This is a genomic window from Candidatus Galacturonatibacter soehngenii (assembly GCF_008830185.1).
GTDB classification, from domain to species: domain Bacteria; phylum Bacillota; class Clostridia; order Lachnospirales; family Lachnospiraceae; genus Lachnotalea; species Lachnotalea soehngenii.
On record NZ_WAGX01000005.1, the window covers coordinates 19,693 to 37,744 of the forward strand.

Annotated in this window: 17 protein-coding genes; 3 read left to right on the forward strand and 14 right to left on the reverse strand. The window is 33.0% G+C overall.

What is annotated here, in order from left to right; translation table 11 throughout:
* Positions 1-9: 9 nt before the first annotated feature.
* The 7 genes from nagB to bglB all read right to left on the reverse strand — a co-directional run bounded on the left by nagB (position 10) and on the right by bglB (position 9,406).
* Positions 10-741, reverse strand: a complete 732-nt coding sequence (gene nagB, locus F7O84_RS07455; RefSeq protein WP_151143798.1) for a glucosamine-6-phosphate deaminase — start codon at positions 739-741, stop codon at positions 10-12.
* Positions 728-1,945: an MFS transporter gene (locus tag F7O84_RS07460; RefSeq protein WP_151143800.1), complete on the reverse strand. Its 1,218-nt coding sequence runs from the start codon at positions 1,943-1,945 to the stop codon at positions 728-730. The genes nagB and F7O84_RS07460 overlap by 14 nt, the downstream gene beginning before the upstream one ends.
* Before the next feature lie 31 nt (positions 1,946-1,976).
* Positions 1,977-5,108: an alpha-mannosidase gene (locus tag F7O84_RS07465; protein WP_151143802.1), complete on the reverse strand. Its 3,132-nt coding sequence runs from the start codon at positions 5,106-5,108 to the stop codon at positions 1,977-1,979.
* A 13-nt stretch (positions 5,109-5,121) separates the two neighbouring features.
* Positions 5,122-5,982, reverse strand: a complete 861-nt coding sequence (locus F7O84_RS07470) for a carbohydrate ABC transporter permease (RefSeq protein ID WP_151143804.1) — start codon at positions 5,980-5,982, stop codon at positions 5,122-5,124.
* Positions 5,982-6,866, reverse strand: a complete 885-nt coding sequence (locus tag F7O84_RS07475) for a carbohydrate ABC transporter permease (protein WP_151143806.1) — start codon at positions 6,864-6,866, stop codon at positions 5,982-5,984. Before F7O84_RS07475 ends, F7O84_RS07470 begins: the two co-directional genes overlap by 1 nt.
* A 79-nt stretch (positions 6,867-6,945) precedes the next feature.
* Positions 6,946-8,289, reverse strand: a complete 1,344-nt coding sequence (locus tag F7O84_RS07480) for an ABC transporter substrate-binding protein (protein WP_151143808.1) — start codon at positions 8,287-8,289, stop codon at positions 6,946-6,948.
* A 19-nt stretch (positions 8,290-8,308) separates the two neighbouring features.
* A complete protein-coding gene (gene bglB / locus F7O84_RS07485; protein WP_151143810.1) occupies positions 8,309-9,406 on the reverse strand; it encodes a beta-galactosidase BglB in 1,098 nt (365 codons plus the stop codon).
* Between the two features lie 198 nt (positions 9,407-9,604).
* On the opposite strand from bglB, the gene F7O84_RS07490 reads away from it, so the two are divergent.
* Positions 9,605-10,504, forward strand: coding sequence for an AraC family transcriptional regulator (locus tag F7O84_RS07490; RefSeq protein ID WP_151143813.1), 900 nt, complete (start codon positions 9,605-9,607; stop codon positions 10,502-10,504).
* A gap of 21 nt (positions 10,505-10,525) precedes the next feature.
* Here the strand turns inward: F7O84_RS07490 and F7O84_RS07495 are convergent, their stop codons facing one another.
* From F7O84_RS07495 to F7O84_RS07515, 5 genes are read right to left on the reverse strand one after another with little or no spacing between them, the layout of a single operon-like run.
* Entirely contained in the window at positions 10,526-11,200 is a 675-nt protein-coding gene (locus tag F7O84_RS07495) for a flavodoxin family protein (protein ID WP_151143816.1), read from the reverse strand.
* A complete protein-coding gene (locus F7O84_RS07500) occupies positions 11,197-11,754 on the reverse strand; it encodes a flavodoxin family protein (RefSeq protein WP_151143818.1) in 558 nt (185 codons plus the stop codon). The genes F7O84_RS07495 and F7O84_RS07500 overlap by 4 nt, the downstream gene beginning before the upstream one ends.
* Entirely contained in the window at positions 11,732-12,283 is a 552-nt protein-coding gene (locus F7O84_RS07505; RefSeq protein WP_151143820.1) for a flavodoxin domain-containing protein, read from the reverse strand. Before F7O84_RS07505 ends, F7O84_RS07500 begins: the two co-directional genes overlap by 23 nt.
* Positions 12,261-12,743: a MarR family winged helix-turn-helix transcriptional regulator gene (locus tag F7O84_RS07510; protein WP_151143822.1), complete on the reverse strand. Its 483-nt coding sequence runs from the start codon at positions 12,741-12,743 to the stop codon at positions 12,261-12,263. The genes F7O84_RS07505 and F7O84_RS07510 overlap by 23 nt, the downstream gene beginning before the upstream one ends.
* 17 nt (positions 12,744-12,760) lie before the next feature.
* Entirely contained in the window at positions 12,761-13,153 is a 393-nt protein-coding gene (locus F7O84_RS07515) for an FMN-binding protein (RefSeq protein ID WP_151143824.1), read from the reverse strand.
* Positions 13,154-13,507: 354 nt separating this feature from the next.
* On the opposite strand from F7O84_RS07515, the gene F7O84_RS07520 reads away from it, so the two are divergent.
* Positions 13,508-14,974: an amino acid permease gene (locus F7O84_RS07520; protein ID WP_151143826.1), complete on the forward strand. Its 1,467-nt coding sequence runs from the start codon at positions 13,508-13,510 to the stop codon at positions 14,972-14,974.
* Between the two features lie 131 nt (positions 14,975-15,105).
* A complete protein-coding gene (locus F7O84_RS07525; protein WP_151143828.1) occupies positions 15,106-16,455 on the forward strand; it encodes an APC family permease in 1,350 nt (449 codons plus the stop codon).
* Positions 16,456-16,517: 62 nt separating this feature from the next.
* Here F7O84_RS07525 and F7O84_RS19090 read toward each other — a convergent pair whose 3' ends face one another.
* Positions 16,518-17,273: a class I SAM-dependent methyltransferase gene (locus F7O84_RS19090; RefSeq protein WP_151143830.1), complete on the reverse strand. Its 756-nt coding sequence runs from the start codon at positions 17,271-17,273 to the stop codon at positions 16,518-16,520.
* Positions 17,274-18,047 (reverse strand): class I SAM-dependent methyltransferase, encoded by a 774-nt coding sequence (locus tag F7O84_RS19095; RefSeq protein WP_151143832.1) that lies wholly within the window; start codon positions 18,045-18,047, stop codon positions 17,274-17,276.
* Positions 18,048-18,052: the final 5 nt, after the last annotated feature.

Sequence of the window (18,052 nt, forward strand, 5' to 3'; positions counted from 1 at the left end):
TTACACTCCTTACAATTCTATCATAGATAATGCTGCCTCATCCGCTACAATGGTTACATCATTATGAAGCTGTAAAATAGATGCTTGCACTTTAGGAGTAATTGGTCCAAAAAATGCCTCTTTCACTATTTCGGCTTTCTCTTCACCACTTACCACCACAACAATTTTTTCAGCTTGCATAATTGTCTTTATCCCTACTGTATAAGCTTGCTTTGGAACCTCTTCTATCGTAGAAAAGAATCTTTGATTGGCTATGATTGTAGATTCGGCTAAATCAACACAGTGTGTTTTTGCTTTAAACTCTTCTCCTGGTTCATTAAAACCAATGTGGCCATTGTGACCTATGCCTAGAAGCTGCAAATCTACACCTTTACAGCTTTCAATTATATTATTATAGTCATCACAAGCCTTTGTGCTATCCTTTTCCATACCGTTTGGTAAAAAGATTCTTTCTTTTTTTATATTTACTCTGCTAAATAGCTTCTCGTCCATAAAATGATAATAACTTTGTTCATTATCTTTGGATAAGCCTTTGTATTCATCCAGATTAATTGTGGTAACTTGCGAAAAATCCAAATCACCTTTTTGATACCATTCTACAAGTTGATTGTATATCCCAATAGGTGATGAACCTGTTGCAAGCCCAAGAACACAATTAGGTTTCATAATAATCTGAGCCGAAATGATATTAGCTGCTTTTCTACTCATATCCATATAATCTGTTGCTTTAATAAATTTCATGGTTATTCTCTCCTATCACAGTTACTCGTTTGTCAAAAATTCGAAATATAACATAAAAAATACACATCGTAATCGGCAAAATCATAAATCCTTTTCCAAAGCCTATCTTATCGATAATATATCCAAATGCAATATTAAATACAATATCAAATATAGTTGCTACACTGATAATACTACCTGTTGCAGTTGAAACAATATCTGAGTCATAGTAACCTTGAATCATCATAATTAAAGTCGGATACAATACGGAAAAAAAGATTCCCGTAATGCTAAGTATAAATACCCCTTTTGCCCCCAAGACAATTCCTATTGCATAAAAACAAGTAGCAACACCACCAAACACCTTGATGCTTGTTTGTATTCCAAATTTTGCTATCAATGGAGCAAATATAAGTCTTCCGATTGTAATTCCACCAAAAAACAAAGAAAGAAAAGTAGATGCTTGTTTCATGCTTAAGCCTAATTTATTATAAGCATAGGACACAAACCAGTTAAGCATTCCATGCTCGGCAACAAAATAACACCCTAGTATTAAAATCAAATAGAAAAAAGCTGGATTTTGAACTACTTCTTTAAACCCTTTACTCTTAGAAGCATTCGCTTGCTGCCTTTTAGGCTCTTTCATTGGTGTAAACGCTAACAATATAATACCAATAACTGCAATCGCAATTAAAATCGCATTGGTAATCTTCCATGAATTGATATCAGAAGCATACATTCCTGCTAGCTTCTGACTACCTGTTGTTCCAATCCCTTGTACAAAAAATAAAGTGTTAATAATCATTGCAGGTGCACTAGCAAACAAAACAGGGGTCATAATATTGATTAATGTATTCATTAAGGTAGATGCCCCCATAGTAAAAAACATTCCAATAAGCAATGCATAATAATTATCCGTTACTAGATATAATAATGCTGCAAGACACCAAATACACATAACACTTAAGGAAACAGCCTTTTTATGAAAGCGATCTGCAATCTTTCCACCAACCAGTAAAAATACTAGATTTCCCATATAACTTATGGTTACAATCAAAGATATCTGTGTATTGGTTAAAGCAAAGTGCTTTTCAAAAACAAGTGCAAAAATACCACGCATCGCATCACTTGCTCCAAGTGCAATCATGATAACAGACATACTCACATAAGCTAAGATTTCTTTTTTATTAGACATTTCTTTTTCTTCTTTCTCGTAATCATTCATTTGTATATAAAACTTGTTTCCTATTTATTCACTATCGCTCAATACTCATCGTAATGATTTCGTATGGCCTTATTTCAAAATTTATTTGATTCTCATGAATTAAAAGGTTTGTTTCTTTTTCTTCTAGCATACTACAAAGCCAAGCACCCTTTGCACTTAGCTGATTCACATCAAGATTCACCTTACCCCTTTTTCCGTATGCTTCATAGAACCTAAGTATAATTTCATCCGAATCTTGTGCTTTTTTTATACTTTCCAAAATGACATGATCTGGTAATTCTCCAAAAAGGGAAAACTCTTTTGCATCTATATACGCTGGCTGCAATATAACCTTACATGGAACATTTTGCTCATATGCGGTCTGAACTACCCTGCCACCTCTAAAGTCACCTTCATGTGGATATAAGGAATAAGTAAACTCATGCATCTGTTTATCCGCATCCGCATATGGAAAGATTCCAGACTTAATTAACGTGATACTGATGTCTGATTCTTCAAAACTATAACCATACTTACAATCATTGATCAAAGCGACTCCATAGGAAGCTTCTGATAAATCTACCCATTTATGTGCACATACTTCAAACTGTGCCTTTTCCCAGCTTGTATTTTTATGTGTATTTCTCACAATATTTCCAAATTGAATATCACAAGTTGCTTTTGTTGTCTCAATATCCAATGCAAATTTTGCCTTCAATAAAAGCTGTTCCTGCTTCCAATCTACGTTCGTATGAAAGTCAATTCTCTTTGAGTTTGTGTAAAAAATGATTTCTTGTTGTATCGTAGAATCTAAAAACCTCTTTTTACAAAGTACTTTTGTCTGTAGTTCTCCTTGTTGTACCGACCAAGAAAGTACTTCATTGACTGGATAACACTTCTCTTTATAAAAAGAATCAATGTTCCAAGCATCAAATTCATAAGGTCGATCTTCATATACTAGTAATTGATTTGAGCAAACACCATCTCTAAGGATTTCCCTCTCTGCTGTTTTATCAAATAAGGAGCTTAATTCACCCACTTCATTAAAGCATACCTTATAATACTTTGTTTCAAATTCTTTGATATCACTTTCATTCACTAACGCTATTTCGTTTTCTCTCTCCTTTAAGCAAGTAAGAACGGTATAACCATTAGCTGGAATATTTGCTACATGGCAAAGGTAACCCTCTTCACTATATTGTGTCACTAATTTTTTCCCATGATGAGCTACATTTTTTATTCCTTTTGGTAGACAAATCGTTTCGTTTCTTACCATACTTAATGGATTCCAAACAAAAATAATATTTTCTTTGGACTCTTGATAATCTAAATTCATGCCAATTACTTGTAGCGCTTGGTTTGAAAGTTTTGTTGTAATATCATCTATTTTTTGATAATCAATATCAGAGTCTTCATACACTTCTTTGATTGAACTTCCAGGTAAAATATCATGGAACTGATTTAATAATAACAATTTCCATGCTTGTTCTAGTTCTTCTTTGGCATACGCAAAGGAAGTGTCTTTTATAAAAGCTAGTGTTTGAAAGAATTCTGTTGTCATAAGAGCAAATTCCATCTTACGATTATTCTTTTTATTTCGACCCATTGAAGTGTAGGTTCCTCTATGAAATTCTAAATATAAATCCCCACACCACTTTGGTATTTGTTTTCCTGCTAAATTTGCCTCTAATTTTTCGAAAAATTCTCTTGCAAATGTTTGTTTTACAGTTGGACAACCTGGTATCCCTTTTATTAGCCTTTTGCTTTGCTCTAGCATTTTAGGAGTTGTACCACCACCGCCATCTCCATATCCATAACAAGTTAAAACATCCTTTGTTAAGTCTTTATTTTGAAATCTTTGCCAGGTACCCATAATCTGGCTAGGATTTTGTAATCCATTATATGTTGTACTAATATCTGGATTTTTATTTAACTCTGGATCTGTCATGTAATCTCTGGTGGTAATAAAATAGGTAAGTATTTCGCTTCCGTCAATTCCCTTCCAAAGAAATGTATCATTTGGAATCTTATTGTATTCATTCCAGCCAATTTTAGTAGTCATAAAATATTTAATACCAGATTTTTTCAATATCTGTGGAAGAGCTGCGCTATACCCAAATACATCAGGAAGCCATAAAATTACATTATCTTTTTTGCCAAATTCATCTTTAAAGAATTTCTTACCATACATAATATGACGGATTAAGGATTCTCCTGAAGATAGGTTACAATCTGCTTCTAGCCACATGGCTCCTTCCGTTTCCCATCTACCTTCCTTTACACGTTCCTTTATCTTTTCATATAATTCTGGTTCCTCTTCTTTTACAAATTGATATAAGATTGGTTGACTTGACATAAACTTATATTCTGGATACCGATCCATTAAATACAATACCGTTGAAAAACTTCGGATTGCTTTTTCTTTGGTCTGTCTTACTCTCCATTTCCATGCTATATCAATGTGTGTATGTCCTACGCTATAGACTGTAACGTCATTTGCTTTGCACATTTTTTCATAAAAATTTTCTTGAAAATAATCTCTCGCCTTACAAATCGAGTGATAAAATCCATCAGATGGCACCACTCGAAAATCAATGAGATTCATAGTATCATTGATTGCTTTAAGCATATCAAACTTCAAGTCATTTGAATCCTTTAGTAAAGCAGCAGTTTCAAATGGCACGAGTAAATCATAATAAAGCTTTTGTACTTCTTTGTGTTGCACTGCAACTTTTAAATCAAGGGCAACATCTTTTTGGGATGTATTGGTGTAAGCATACAAAGCAATATGATACTCTCTGTTTTCTGCCTGTTCACTTAGAACACATTCATAGTGATTCATATCAAGTGCACATAGCATCTTTTTATCGATATATAAAATAAACTGTGGATTATCTGTATTCCAGATGTCCGTGGCCCCTGTCTTTAACTGTAAAACCACTCTTTTCCCAACAAAATCTTTTGGTGGGCATATCGTTGCTTTAAAACAATAGTGTTGATCTAATTCTCCAAATCTATCTCCTGTCTTAAAGCTTTGATATCCTGTTTCATCTTCAAGGAAAGTAGCTCGTTCATTCATTCCAAGCTTTTTCATTTGAATATCATGGATAACAATTTCATCCGAATTGATTTCATTTTGCAGAGTGCCTAATAGGTTTTCTATTCTTTTTGTTATCTCATACATGATACTCTCCTTTTTAGCCCTTTACGCCTGTTGTAGCAATTCCACCTGTTATATATTTTTGAAGAATAATAAATAATATAATGACTGGTAAAATAGATAAAATAGAAGCAGCAAGAATAGAGTTCCAGTCAACACCCATTGTTCCTATATAGCTCTTAATTGCAATCTGAATGGTAAAGTTCTTTTGATCTGATAAAACCATCAATGGTAAAATATAATCATTCCATCTCCACAAGAAAGAGAAGATTGTTAACGTAACCGTAACAGATGACCCAAGTGGAAGCATAATATCTTTAAAAATTTTAAATTCACTCGCTCCATCTAAACGTGCTGATTCAACAAGTGATAATGGAATTGACATGTAATGCTGTCTGTACATGAAAATACCTGTAGTCGTTGTAACAACTGGAAGAATAACTCCCCAAACATTATCATAAAGACCTAATTCACTAATTACAGTAAACTGAGAAATCGTTAAAATCTCACCTGGAATTAACGTTCCCAAAAGAAAAATTCCAAACACCTTATTCGTGTATTTTATTTCTCCACGATAGATTGCAAAGGCATAGCCACACATTGCGCTAATGATAACTGTTATTAATGTACCAACAACTGCTAAAAATAAACTATTTTTTACATAGATAAAAAAACCATTCTGGATTACTTTCGCATAGGAAGCAACTGAAAACTTCTCTGGAAACAGGTGAAGCGGATAGGCAAATAATTCACTTGATGATTTGAAGGAACTTAAAAACAACCAAATAATTGGGAAAATCATAACAAAAGCGATTACAAATCCTAGTATTGTTACAAGAATACTTTGTGTTTGTTGCGTTTTTTTTGCGCTCTTTAATGTATTATTATGTCCTTTCATTATACTTCACCTCCACCCTTTGTGAATTTAAACTGAATAATGGTAATAATGATAAATACAAAACTTACTATAACACCCACTGCAGATGCATAGCCATATTTGGATTGGTTAAATCCTTGGTCAAACATATATTGAATGATATATGTTGTTGATGTACCTGGTCCACCAAGAGAAATACCTTGTATCAATGCGTATTCTTTTAATAAATTTACTGTTGATAACAACAAAACAATAAAAATCGTTGGGGAAAGCATTGGTAGCATAATTTTGAAAAACACTTGTACTTTTGATGCCCCGTCTACATTTGCTGCTTCAAATAATTCTCTTGGAATATTGTTAATCCCACCAATAAATAGTATCATGAAATACCCAATTGATGCCCAGTTTGACGCAAAGCTAATAACAAACGTAGCCAATTTAGAATTAAGAGCCCATTCAAGTGGTGTACCACCAACATTTTGAATTAGAAAGTTAATCAAACCATATTCCTGACCAAACATCCAGTTAATCGTAATACCTACAACCAATGCTGATAGTAATACTGGTATATAAACTACTGTTCGTATGAACGTTGTACCCTTTAGTAGCTTTGAAGTAACTAAAACAGCTACTAATAAAGGAAGAATTACTTTAAATGGTAAATTTACCGCTGTATAAATAAAAGTTCTTATCATGGTCTTATAAAACTCTATGTCTTTTAGAATCTTTATATAGTTTTTAAGTCCAATAAGATCCATCTTTTTCCATCCATCAAAATTAGTAAAGGAAAGCCCTATACTTAAAACCAAAGGAACTAAGAAAAATATTGTAAATAATATAAATGCAGGCGCTACAAACATCCAAAATGCTCTTGTATGACAAAATGCCTGTTTCTTTTTATTCATTTCATAATCCTCCATACAGATTTAATATTAAGCTACTGATTCATCTCAGTAGCTTAATACATGTAATCTTTATCACTTTTTATTCAGCAATTGACCATCCTGATTCTGCAGAAAGTTCTTTTGCAAAAGAATCCAATGCTTCTTGTGCAGTCAATTCACCGCTTACTGCTCTCTTAAGAGTATCTCTATATTCTGCATCTTTGTATACTCTCCATGATGAGCTTTCATCTGTTTCAAATGTTTCAGTAACCTGATTTACTTCATCTTGAAGTTTTTCATAATCAATTCTTGCCTTATCTGATTCTGGCTCATAAATAATTCCCTTCATAGAAGAAAGACCTTTGTCGTTTTGTAAATAAGCCTTAAAGTTTTCATCTGTATACAACCATTTTAAGAAATCAATTGCAACATCAGAATTTTCTCCATTCTTTGGTACTGCCAAAGCACCACCACCAATGATTGCACTTCTTGAAGCACTACCTGTTGGTGAAGTCATAATTCCATATTGGAATTTAGAAATTTCGTTTGCAAATGTATTGTAGTTCCATGATCCAGATAAAAGAATTGCTGCATCACCATTTTTAAAGTATTCTACTGGATTATCAGTGGTTGCTCCAGCCCAGATGGCTTTAGGCATAACACCATCTTCGTTTGCTTTTACAAACTGATTTAATGTATCTACGTTTGTTGCACTGTTTAATGTAATTTTAAATGTATCACCATCTTTTTCAACTAATTTTCCACCATTTGCATACATTAAAATGTCATATCTTGCTCTGGATACATCTGCTGCAAAACCATATTTTACACCAGTTTTTTCTTGAAGCAATGCTGCGTTTTCATATAATTGATCAAGTGTCCATGGATTTTCCGCAGTTGGAGCTTCAATTCCAGCCTGTGTAAACAAGTCTTCATTGTAATAGAAACAAGTTGTTGTAAACTGTACTGGTAATCCTGAATATACATCTTCTGTGAATGCTTTTCCGATGATATTTAAAGGAGTTTGCTCAAATTTGCTAATATCAACAATTGTACTTACATCAACAAATTCTTCTGGGTATAACTGATGAATACCTACTGTAGAAATCAAATCTGGTAAACTGTTATTCTTTGCCATTGATGTAAACTTAGTTTTTTGATCATCATTGGACAAGATAATAGTTTCATAGGTATTTCCTGATTCGGCTGCCCATTTGTCCAAAGCATTCTTTAAGGCATTATCTGTACTTGGTTCTTCAGAAATCATGACTTTCATAGTCTTTCCTCTTACTTCACCAGTTTCGCTAGATTCGCTTGTACCTTCTGTTGCACTTTGGTTTGTGTTATCCGTTGTTGCTTTGTCTGAAGATCCACATCCAGCCATTGCAAATACCATTGCAGCACTAAGTGTAGCTGCTAATACTTTACTTAAACTCTTTCTCATTTCTTTTCCTCCTATATACTTATAGTGTTTTGATTGCTTCTATTAAAAATAAAATCGCCAATGCTTGTCCATATGGCATAGATTTTATTTCAATACGTTTATAAAAATCTTTGCTTTCTCTTCCCATTGCAGTTCCATAGGAAACTTGATTGACTTTGCCATCTTCTGTTATATAGGAGAGAATCGGATGTAACGCCTTACCAGCACATTCTTTTAGACTTTCATCAACGATTCCCATCTGTATGGCTCTTAAAATCCCATAAGCAAAGCCACAAGTAGCACTTGCTTCTACATAAGAAGTTTCATCATCTACCAATGTATGCCACATACCGTTTTCATTCTGGTATTTCACTAAACTTTCAATTTGAGCGCGTAACGCTTCTTGAAGAAATCTTTTTGTTGCTTCATCGCATTCAACCATATCAAGAAATTCTGGTATTGCTGCTGTAATCCAACAGTTACCTCTTCCCCACAAGGCTTTGGCAAAATTATGATTTCCATTAAAAGTATATCCATGAAACCATAATCCGGTTTCTTTATCCGCTAAATACTTTGTATGAATTAAGAATTGGTATTTTGCTTCCTCAATATATGCTTTATTGTTATTGATGCGTCCCATATTAGCAAGGAATAAAACCGTCATAAATAAGGTGTCGTCCCACAATTCCTGATCATTTAAGGAATCCGATGTGATGTGTTGAATCCCTCCTTCTTTGGTTCGTGGCATTTCTTTATACACCCATTCTGCCCAATCATCACAAATCTCTTTATATGTTTCATTCTGTGTATATTCTGCTAAATAAGACATTGCAAGCATTGGTGCTGTTGTATTTACATTTTTAGCAGGAAAACCAATTTCTTTTTGCCTATCATAGTAGCGTATTAAAATATCTAAATATTTTTCATCCTTTGTATATTCAAAGTATCTCCAGAATCCAAATAATCCAACACCTTGCGTCCATTCCCAGAACTGATATTTGCAAATATCATCACCTGCTAAATTTTTTGTCTTCATGTTTTCAAGAAATTCTTCATCTTCTTCATATAGTACTTCTTGAAAACTATCAATTAGTCTAACAAGTTTTTCGCTAATTTGTTTTTCAGCGCTTTGATTCATTTTGTGTCCTTTCTAAACATAATAACTCTTATGTTTATTACTTCTTTGTTTTTCTTAATTATAATAAAGTAAACCTTAATATACTACATATTTTTTGTCATTTTCAAGATAATATATTGCATTTTTTGTTCACAAGTAATACAATATATTTATATATACACAAAATATGCAATATTTTAGAGAAAGGAATTACTTTTTATGCTAATTGATGACTCCCTTTTATATGAGAAAAAACATAGTATTATTATTAACGATTTACCTAATAATCTATTTTATTATTTTGATTATGACGAAAGATATTCAGCAATTAATATGGAATTTCAGCACTTTCATCAATTTTATGAAATTTTCATACTACTCGCGCCTCAAGCGGATCATCTAATAGAAGGTAATTCGTTTCATTTAAAAATGGGGGATATGGTTTTGATTCCTCCCTATTGTCTTCATAAATCAATATATAACGAAGGCTCGCCTAGTAAACGTTTAGTAATCAATTTTATGCTTCCCCAAAATCTATTTGGTCTTCCAAATGGTTATTCTAGTTTACTAAAGCCTTTTTATGATGAGGTTTCTGTTTTTCGATTTTCGCAGGAACAAAAAGAGATGTTACACAAGAAATTAAATGAGATATTTCTTTATTCAAAGCAAGAAGACTTCAATCATTCTGAATTAAATGAATTGATTATACATTCAAAATTTATTGATTTCTTGAATTCAATCCTACGTTTTCGTGATCAAAACATCTATCGTAACGAAGAGATTAGTACTCCATCGACACAAAAAATGTACGAAGTGAGTTCTTATATTCACAGTCATTTTGATGAAGACCTAAGCTTGAATTCACTTGCCACACGCTTTTTTTTAAGCCCTTATTACTTATCACACCAATTTAAGAAGGTAACAAGTTTTACTGTGTCTAATTACATTCAAATGACTCGTATTAAGCATGCTCAGCATCTTCTTGTCACCACAAATGATAAAATAACGGATATTGCGACTACTTGTGGTTTTACTAGTTTTTCGCAGTTCAATCGGGTATTTCAAAAGATTAATCATATCTCGCCTAGAGATTACAGAAAGGGTGGATATAAAAGTTAAAAGGGTAGGCACTCTACCCTTTTATTGCATATTTTGCTCTTTTCCTATTTGCCAATAAGGACTTTCTTGTTGATAATCAATTCCTTTTTCTTTTAATTCCTTGTTTATCTTTGTATTCATAACTTTTGACAACATTACATATAGAAACCCTGGCACTTTTATTTGACAATTTTGATAAAGGCTATCTGGTGAGCTGCTTCCCCTTAGAATGTGCTGTAAAAACAGATTAAAGTTTTTCTCTACCTTTTTACCATTCACTAATTGATTAAGCGGTTTCCCATTTAACATTGCTCCAAATCCGATGATAAAAGAACCATTATAGGAAATCGCTACATCTTTGCAAAATAATGCAAGTGTCTTTACCCCTGATTCGTGTGTATGTATGTAGGGCATACCTCCTTGAATAATTCCATACACGTTTTGGTTATGAAAAATAGCTTCGTTTTCTTTGAGTTTTTCAAGCAAGTAGATTGTATCCGCTGGAAAATGATTGATATAACTTGGACCGCTTAGGATGATGGTATCCGCCTCTTTTATTTCTTTTAACAGCAAATCAATGGATTGAATACTTTTGTATAAATGAAACAATTTTACTTGTTTTCCTTTTGAAACCAAGTACTCTTTACACATGTACGAAAGCATACTACTGCTGCCTTGTTCTCTTGGACTTAAATTGATAATCACAGTCTGATTCATTTACTTACCTCCCGTGCAATCTGTAATATCGATTCTTGACTTGAATCTTCCCTCAGTACAAAAGCTTCTCCTGTCACACTCATTATTGTAATATTTTCCTTTATCAGACTTGTGAATGTCTCTTTTTCTTCTAAACTACATTCATCTTTTATACCAATTGCAAAGTATTTTTTCATGTTGCCTTGCATTCTTTTTACCAACTCTTTTTTGCTAACATAATAATGTCTATCTCCAATGAGTGCTACCTTATCTAATACCCTTTTTGTTTGAAACGAATAAGTCCCCCACATAAGCGGTGTGACAATTATCCATGTTGTTGCATTTAATAGCTTTGGATATATGTAATCTCCATCATCTTGAACAACACATTTACCATATGTCTTATAGGTACATCCCGCACAATTATAGCAAGGTTTCACATTCACATTTCCTATACTTATGTATTGAACCTCTTTCTTTTGCTTACATAAAGTATCATAAAGTTGTTTTCCTACATTTTGTCTTGAATCATCTGATATAATCACTATATTTTCACGAAGCACTTGTTTTTTCATTTGATTCTCTCCTTACTTTATCAACCAAGGGAATTATATGGCTTATATTTGAGCAATCATTTGATTTTCGAAGTGCCTGTATCAAATCTATCTCATCTTTTGTTTTGTTCTTCTTCTTTTCGAGCATAACAGCAAGTATTCTAAGAACCATTTTTCCACCTAACTTCATATTCTCGTAGTTAATACCACTTTGAAAATAATAAAATGGAATTCTTACTTTTTCTTCTTGCGTAAAATTGGCATTTATTATCCCTTTCAAGTTCTCTTTGTTTTCCATTGGAGTTGCTCCAGTAGCAAAAACAAAGATTTGTTTATCCGAATGTTCTAACATGATATTCTTAAACTTTTTCAATCCACCAATCTGTCCTGCCGTAATACCGCCACCATATATGACGGTATGATATGGCTTTAATGATTCCTTTGTTACTTCATGAAGACTTATCGCCTCACAGTTTAATTCTTTGGCAATCCAATTTGCATACTGTTTTGTAAATCCAGTTTTTGAACTATAGATTACTATCTTTTTCATTTTTTATATCCTCCAGATTTTGTTCAAATTGAATCAATGTTTTTAAAGCTGTCTTGATATTCTCCGTCTCAATTCCATCAAATAATTTTTTCATAAATTCCTTTTGCTTACCATTGTATTTTTTTATTAATTCATTACAATTAGCAGTTGCTCGAATTCTCATTTTTCTCTTATCCTCTGTATCTGTGTAAAATTCAACATATCCCTTTTTTTCAAGTTTCAAGACAATTTGTTTTGTATTTTGATGTGAGCTTCCAGTTGCCGATGACAGCTCGCTTAAGGTGGGAGGATTATCTCCAAAAACTTCAAGCATTAAAAGAACAAACCATTGTTTCGTTGTTATCTCATCGTAAAAACTATCACCAATTACCTGCAACTTATTGCCTAATACAAACATCATGCCAAATAACATATATTCCTCATCATAATCTGGAAACTCTAATCCATTTGGTAGCTTCATCCTATTTCTCCTTTGCTTTATTTTATGCCCTTTGATAGCGCGTTGCTAACGGCACTTTTTATAACATTACTTGATGTGGTTGCTCCTGAAACACCATCTACTTCCCAATTGTTTTGCTCTATCATGTTTTGTACTATAATTTCTGCCGGCTGTCCTTTGCCATTATCATGTCTATTGATTACGATATCCGTAATTTGGTGGTCGAAAACAGTTACCATTACAGTTACTTTAACAAGTGTTGTTTCAGCAATTCCTTCATAGTCCCCATTCTCCACCTTACTCATATCAATTACCTCATATCGCAATGCCTTCATATCATTCTTTTGCGCTTCCCCTAATTTCATTACTACTCCAATTAATGCGACAACAATTATTCCAATTATTCCTAAAATCATTACTAATTTTTTCATATCTGCTCCTTATGTAATATGTTACCTTTCTATTAGGTAGTATATTACATATTTTTCTTTTCTGTCAAGAAAATATATCCCTTATTAAAAATATCTATTGCATTTTAAGATTAATAGCAGTGCTATTGATAGTAGTACTATTAATTATAAAAGGGAGAAAAAGGCAAAGTTTGCATCGTACATGATTTATCCGGGTTTCATAAATTAAAACAAGGTGAAATTCTTGTCAATGGAGAGGAGGGTATTGTAACTATTTTGTCTTAGTGCAACTTAAATTTACAAGATTAGGCGAATTTTAATTATAACTTTATGAAAAAATGAAATACTAATAAGAAAAACAAAAAGAGGTAGTTTATGAAAAACAACGAGAATGGATTATCAGCAAGACATCTTACAATGATGGCACTTGGAACAGTAATCGGAGGCTCCTTCTTTCTTGGATCATCTGTTGCAATTCAATCCACAGGTCCAAGTATTATCTTATCCTATATTATAAGTGGAATTTTAGTCTATTTCATTTTGTTTGCACTCTCAGAAATGACAGTTACTACACAAGCAGTAGGTTCCTTTCGAAGCTTTGCCTCTCAATATATAAGTGAAGGGTGCGGATTTGTTGTTGGTTGGGTATACTGGACAGGAATGGTAATTACTATGTCAAGTGAAGCTACGGCTGTATCTTTGCTTGTTAAAAGATGGATTCCTGATATTTCTTTACCATTACTTGGTTCTATTATCATTCTAGCTGTCACGTTGCTTAACTTACTAGGCGCAAGGCAATTGAGTCGTTTAGAGGGGGTCTTAGCAGCCATAAAGGTTTTTGCAATTGTAGCTTTTATTATTTTGGGAATACTCTTAATTGCTGGAGCATTTCCTAATGTTTTAGCTATGAATAATTCCATTTTTGTATCTGAACCATTTTTCAAAGGAGGAATTAAAAATCTAGCTGGAAGTATGCTTATTGTTTTATTTACCTACGCTGGATTTGAAATTATTGGTCTGGCAGCTTCTGAGACAAAGGAAAAAGAAAAGACTATCCCAAAAGCAATCCATGCAACTGTATTTTCTCTGATTACACTCTACATCCTTTGTATTGGAGTATTACTTTTTCTAATTCCAACAAATGAGTTGAGTGACAGTGTAAGTCCTTTGGTCAGTGCATTAAACAGATACCAACTAACTTGGGCAGAAACAGCAATGAATCTGATTTTGATTAGCGCAATCTTATCCACTATGCTTGCGGCTATGTTTGGTATAGGCAGAATGATTCGCTCACTCGTAGAAGATGGTCTTGGACCACGTTTTCTAAAAGATAAAACTGAAGTTCCCTATCGTGGAATATTATTTTCAGGGTTTATTATGCTGCTTGCACTTTATGTCGGAATGCTTTTTCCAAGAGTTTATTTATTCCTAATTAGTTCAGGTGGCTTTGCACTTCTTTTTACCTATATTATCCTAATGGTTACGCATATCCGCTTTCGAAAAGTAAATGGTATGCCAAAAGGAAATGTCCGCTTACATGGATTCCCTTACAGCTCTTTTTTTACCTTAATTGGTCTGATTATTGCAATGGTAGGTATGCCTTTTGTAGCTGGGCAAACAGCAGGATTTTTTGCGGGTATTGCTTTAGTCATTTTTTTTAGCGTTAGTTATGGACTTCTTAAGTATTTTAGTAACAGAAAGCTTTACAAGGTACTCGTTGCCTATTCCAAAAAACCAAGTACTCACTCCTTTTTAACTGAATTTTCAGAAGAATTTCATGATGTAAAAGCTTCTAGTAAAGGTGCGAAAAATGATACGAATAACAATGAAAAAAATTCATAAATTCAAACCACGTTTTTATTGATTTTCCACAATTATTTGTAATAGGACAAGAATAAAATTGACATTTATTCCAACTTACAATATAATACTACTTTGTTATATAAATTATTGTAGTAATTCTTAGGAGGAATATGAAAAATTCGACTAATCTCAATGAACATTATGGTTTATTCACCGCTACGACCATGATAATTGGAATCGTAATAGGTTCTGGAATATTTTTTAAAAGTGATGATGTTTTACTTTATACAGGCGGTAATGTTATGCTTGGAGTTGCTTTATTTTGTATTGGTGCATTAAGTATTATTTTTGGAAGTCTAACCATTACAGAATTATCTCTTAGAAGCATAAAGCAAGGTGGCATCATAGGATATTATGAGGAGTTTACATCAAAGCGAATTGCAAGTGCCTTTGGCTGGTTTCAGACCTTTGTTTATTACCCTACAATTAATGTTGTTATATCATGGGTTTGTGCAATTTATTTGTTCTCCTTATTTAATATCAACGCAACATTAGAATTACAAGTACTGATAGGCGCTTTGATATTTACATTTATCTATGTTCTGAATGCATTATCCTATAAATTAGGTGGATATTTTCAAAATATTTCTACTGTAATCAAGTTAGTTCCTTTACTTTTGATTGCCTCAGTAGGATTTTTCTGGAAAGGCGCTACCCCACAGATACCTGCTGATATTACGGTAATAACCAAATCAGATGTGGGGCTTGGTTGGTTAGCTGCATTGGCACCTATTGCTTACTCATTTGACGGCTGGATTATTTCTACCAGTATTGCAAGCGAAGTAAAAAACCCGAAGAAAAATATGACACTTGCTCTAATCGTTGGACCAATTATTGTTTTATTTGTTTATCTGATGTACTTTTTAGGACTGAATCAAATGCTTGGTTCTGAATATATTATGTCAACTGGAAATCTAGCAATTAATATCGTAGGAGATTTATTGCTTGGCTCAAATGGTTTTACAATACTTATGTCCTTTATCATCATTGCTGTACTTGGAGTTATTAATGGAGTTTCTCTTGGTAGTATTCGTATGCCACAAATACTAGCTAGCAAAAATATGTTGCCAAATTCAGACGCAATTAAAGAAATCCATCCAAAGTATGAAGTTTCTTTGAAGGCTGTTTTGATTTCCTATTTCATTACTCTTTTTTGGATGATTATGCACTATGTAACCCAAAAAACTGGAGTATTAAATGGATCAGATATTAGTGAAATATCCATTGTTTTTAGTTATGGCTGCTATATCTTACTTTATATCAAAGTCCTAAACATGAAAAGGCGTGGAATTATAAAAAGTACCTTCAAAGGTATTATTTGCCCGATTCTTGCATTGATAGGTGCATTTATTATCTTATTTGGAAGTATTATAACAAATCCATTTTATGTAATATGCTTTATCCTATTTTGTTCCTTTGTTTGCTTAATCGGTTATATTTATACCAGAAATAAAAAATAATAATAAAAAGTATTACTTCTTTCTTCCTGAAGTAATACTTTTTTAGCTTCCTTTTATGTTAATTATATTTTTCTTCCTTTTACCAAAAACATTGGTACTTGAATATAAAATTCATCCTCCTCTTGATAAATACGCTCCCCAACCTTTAAATCAATCTCAGTCTTTATTCCACCAATCTCATCTAGAACCTTTAAATCCCATTCGGGTCTATTTTCACAACTTATATTTAACATATGATAAATCTGATGACACTTTATTTCCTCTTCTTTGGTCAACTTATTGTGTGCATGGTTGGCTGGTAGTACTTGCTTATGATGATCTTTTGCATATTCTGCATCATAGTTTAATAAGACTCCACCTTTTTTTAGCACGCGAGTCCATTCTTGATAAGCAGTCTTTGGATTGGGTAAGTTCCAAGTTACATTTCGTGCAATTACAAGGTCAAACATCTCTGCATCAAAATCAAGTTTTTCGGCGTCCATAACAAAAAACTCTATCTTACCTGAGATATTTTCAATCATCTTTTGTCCATGCTCTATCATCTTACTTGTTAGATCAATTCCTACTACGTCATGTCCCAATTGGGCAAGCAATATAGAAAAGAATCCACTTCCACATCCTACATCTAATATTTTTAATTTTTCTTTTTGGGGCAACTGACTTTTAATTTCTTTTTCCCAACGTATATATTTGTTGCTTTTTAGTTCTGCTTTTCTAAGCTTTGCAAATTCTTCACTTCGCCCTGTCCAATAATCTTTTATAAATTCTTTTGTATCAACCTTATATTGCATGCTATCGTTTTGATTTATTTCTGACATTTATTTCACCACTTCCACTAAAAACATCGGTGTTGCTGCATAGTTAAGTTTTTCTATCTTAGACCATACCCTCTCCCAAACGCTTAAATCCGTACGAATTCCATTCATCTGCAGTTCCTCTAGTATCTTTACATCCCACAGTGGACGCTTTTGTCTGCTTAACGGCACCTGCCTTGCAATTGCCTCCATTGCATCAATATCTGTACCAAGATAATGATCCTCTACCCCCAAGCGCTTAACATTTTCTCGATCTCGTTCATACTCTTTTTGCTTTTCCTGATCAAATAGATAAGCATACCAATTTGCATCAAAATTAAGCAATAGACCTTTCTTTTTTAATACCCTTGTCCAAGAAGAATACGCTTTGTTTGGGTCTTGTAATACCCATGTAAGATTTCTTGATACGATTACATCAAAACTGTTTTCTTGAAACAAAAGATTTTGTGCATCCATTTCATAAAAGGATATTTCCTTGGAATAATCTTTTGCATTTTTCTTAGCTTGTAACAACATAGCCTTTGTATAATCTATAGCCGTTACTTGATACCCTGCTTTTGCTAGTATAATTGCAAAAAAACCTGGACCAGTACCAATATCTAATACTTTTATTTCCTTTGGAATATGTCGTGGATAATTCTTTTCAATTCTTGCTTGAATTTCGTTTCGCCACAAGGTTTCTTGTTCACTTAATAATTCTTCTTGATTTACTTTGGAATAACTTTCTGCACGTTTATCCCAATATATTTCAATCTCGTCTAGTAACTTTTGTTTCATACTCC